Below are 3,174 nucleotides of genomic sequence, written 5' to 3'. Positions count from 1 at the left end.
AGGTGTCGTTCATGAAAAAAGCCCTACGCGTCCTTGCCGCCGCCGTTGCTTTAAGCAGCCTCAGCAGCCTCGCATCCGCCGAAGAAGTGAAGATCGGCTTCCTGGTTAAACAAGCCGAAGAACCCTGGTTCCAGACTGAATGGGCCTTCGCCGAAAAAGCCGGCAAGGAACACGGTTTCACCGTGATCAAAATCGCCGTGCCCGATGGTGAGAAAACCCTTTCCGCCATCGACAGCCTGGCCGCCAACGGTGCCAAAGGTTTTGTGATTTGCCCGCCGGACGTGTCCCTCGGCCCAGCCATCGTGGCCAAGGCCAAGCTCAATGGCTTGAAAGTCATGGCCGTGGATGACCGCTTCGTCGATGCCAAAGGCAACTTCATGGAGGACGTGCCGTACCTGGGCATGGCCGCTTTTGAAGTCGGCCAGAAACAAGGCGCCGCCATGGCCGCCGAAGCGAAAAAACGTGGCTGGGACTGGAAGGACACCTACGCGGTGATTAACACCTTCAACGAACTCGACACCGGTAAAAAACGCACCGACGGCTCGATCAAATCCCTTGAAGAAGCCGGCATTCCGAAAGACCACATCCTCACCGCCGCACTGAAAACCCTCGACGTCCCCGGCAGCATGGACGCCACCAACTCGGCGCTGGTCAAGCTGCCCAGCGGTGCGAAAAACCTGATCATCGGCGGCATGAACGACAACACCGTGCTCGGCGGCGTGCGCGCTACCGAAAGCGCAGGCTTCAAAGCGGCCAACGTGATCGGTATCGGCATCAATGGCACCGACGCCATCGGCGAACTGAAAAAGGCCGACAGCGGTTTCTTCGGCTCCATGCTGCCAAGCCCGCATATTGAGGGCTACAACACGGCGCTGATGATGTACGAGTGGGTCACCAAAGGTACCGAGCCACCGAAGTACACCGCGATGGATGAAGTCACCCTGATCACCCGCGCCAACTTCCAGGAAGAACTGACCAAGATCGGGCTGTGGAAATGAGTGCGGCGGCCCTGCGGTTTGAGGGTATCGGCAAAACCTTTCCCGGGGTCAAGGCGCTGGACGGCATCAGCTTCAGCGCCCAGCCGGGGCAGGTGCATGCCTTGATGGGCGAGAACGGCGCGGGCAAGTCGACGCTGCTGAAAATCCTCGGCGGCGCCTACATTCCCAGCAGCGGCACGGTGCAGATCGGCGAGCAGACCATGGCGTTCAAATGCGCTGCGGACAGCATCGCCAGCGGCGTCGCGGTGATTCACCAGGAGCTGCACCTGGTGCCGGAAATGACCGTGGCCGAGAACCTTTTCCTTGGGCACCTGCCGTCGCGTTTTGGGGTGGTCAACCGGAGCCTGCTGCGCAAGCAGGCCCTGGCGTGCCTCAAGGGTCTGGCCGATGAAATCGATCCTGAAGAAAAGCTCGGGCGCTTGTCCCTGGGCCAGCGCCAACTGGTGGAAATCGCCAAGGCGCTGTCCCGTGGCGCCCATGTGATCGCGTTCGACGAACCGACCAGCAGCCTGTCGGCGCGGGAGATCGACCGTTTGATGGCGATCATCACGCGCCTGCGGGATGAGGGCAAAGTGGTGCTGTACGTCTCGCACCGCATGGAAGAGGTGTTCCGGATTTGCAATGCCGTGACGGTGTTCAAAGACGGGCGTTACGTGCGCACCTTTGATGATATGAGTGCGCTCAGCCACGACCAGTTGGTGACCTGCATGGTCGGTCGCGACATTCAGGATATCTACGACTACCGCCCGCGAGAGCATGGCGAGGTCGCACTCAAGGTCGACGGGTTGCTCGGGCCTGGCCTGCGTGAGCCGATCAGTTTCGACGTGCGCAAGGGCGAGATTCTTGGCTTGTTCGGACTGGTCGGGGCAGGGCGCACGGAGCTGTTTCGTTTGCTCAGCGGTTTGGAACGCAGCAGCGCTGGCAGCCTGCAATTGTGCGGTGAAAACCTGCAACTACGCTCACCTCGCGACGCCATCGCCGCCGGTGTGTTGCTGTGTCCGGAAGACCGCAAAAAGGAAGGGATCATTCCGCTTTCCAGCGTCGCCGAGAACATCAATATCAGCGCCCGTGGTGCCCATTCTTCGTTCGGCTGGTTGCTGCGCGAGCCCTGGGAGAAAGGCAACGCCGACCAGCAAATCAAGGCGATGAAAGTCAAAACCCCGGATGCGCAACAGAAAATCATGTACCTGTCCGGCGGCAATCAGCAGAAGGCCATTTTGGGTCGCTGGCTGTCGATGCCGATGAAGGTCTTGCTGTTGGATGAACCGACGCGGGGCATCGACATCGGCGCCAAGTCGGAGATCTACCAGATCATCCATAACCTGGCGGCCAGCGGCATTGCGGTGATCGTAGTGTCCAGCGACTTGATGGAAGTCATGGGTATTTCCGACCGCATCCTGGTGCTGTGCGAAGGCGCCCTGCGCGGTGAACAAACCCGTGAAAACGCCACCGAATCCAACCTGCTGCAGCTGGCCCTGCCGCGCCGCGTGACGAACTGAGAGACGACCATGAACACTCAAAACAACGCGTTGCCCACCGCACGCAAACCCTTCGACCTGCGCGCACTGCTCGACAACTGGGCGATGCTGTTGGCGGCGGTGAGCATCTTTGTGCTGTGCGCCTTGCTGATCGACAACTTCCTCTCACCGCTGAACATGCGCGGCCTGGGCCTGGCGATTTCCACCGTGGGCATCGCCGCGTGCACCATGCTGTTCTGCCTGGCGTCGGGGCACTTCGACCTGTCGGTGGGCTCGGTGATCGCCTGTGCCGGCGTGGTGGCGGCGATTGTGATGCGCGACACCGAGAGCGTCATGCTCGGCATCGGCGCCGCGCTGCTGATGGGCCTGATCGTCGGGCTGATCAACGGCATCGTCATCGCCAAGCTGCGGGTCAATGCGTTGATCACCACCTTGGCCACAATGCAGATCGTGCGCGGCCTGGCCTACATCTTTGCCGACGGCAAGGCGGTTGGCGTGTCCCAGGAGCAGTTCTTTGTGTTCGGCAACGGCCAGTTGTTCGGCGTGCCGGTGCCGATTTTGATCACCATCGTGTGCTTTGTGTTTTTCGGCTGGCTGCTGAACTACACCACCTACGGGCGCAACACCATGGCCATCGGCGGCAACCCGGAAGCGGCGTTGCTGGCAGGGGTGAACGTTGACCGCACCAAGATCCTGAT

3 protein-coding genes are annotated in these 3,174 nt (G+C 60.8%); all 3 read left to right on the top strand.

The features are described 5' to 3' along the window. Window positions 1–11: 11 nt before the first annotated feature. Window positions 12–998 carry a substrate-binding domain-containing protein gene (locus tag CKW32_RS27980; protein WP_095186531.1) on the top strand — a complete coding sequence of 329 codons (987 nt, stop codon included), beginning with the start codon at window positions 12–14 and terminating at the stop codon, window positions 996–998. Beyond that, window positions 995–2,497 (top strand): L-arabinose ABC transporter ATP-binding protein AraG, encoded by a 1,503-nt coding sequence (gene araG / locus CKW32_RS27975; protein WP_095186530.1) that lies wholly within the window; start codon window positions 995–997, stop codon window positions 2,495–2,497. The genes CKW32_RS27980 and araG overlap by 4 nt, the downstream gene beginning before the upstream one ends. 9 nt (window positions 2,498–2,506) lie before the next feature. After that, window positions 2,507–3,174 (top strand): arabinose ABC transporter permease (locus tag CKW32_RS27970; protein ID WP_095186529.1); only part of this gene is annotated, 668 nt, incomplete at its 3' end.

The organism is Pseudomonas sp. Irchel 3H9 (assembly GCF_900187495.1).
In the GTDB taxonomy this organism is placed as follows: domain Bacteria; phylum Pseudomonadota; class Gammaproteobacteria; order Pseudomonadales; family Pseudomonadaceae; genus Aquipseudomonas; species Aquipseudomonas sivasensis.
Note: the sequence above shows the minus strand (reverse complement) of the source record. Positions and strands in the feature narration are given on the sequence as shown.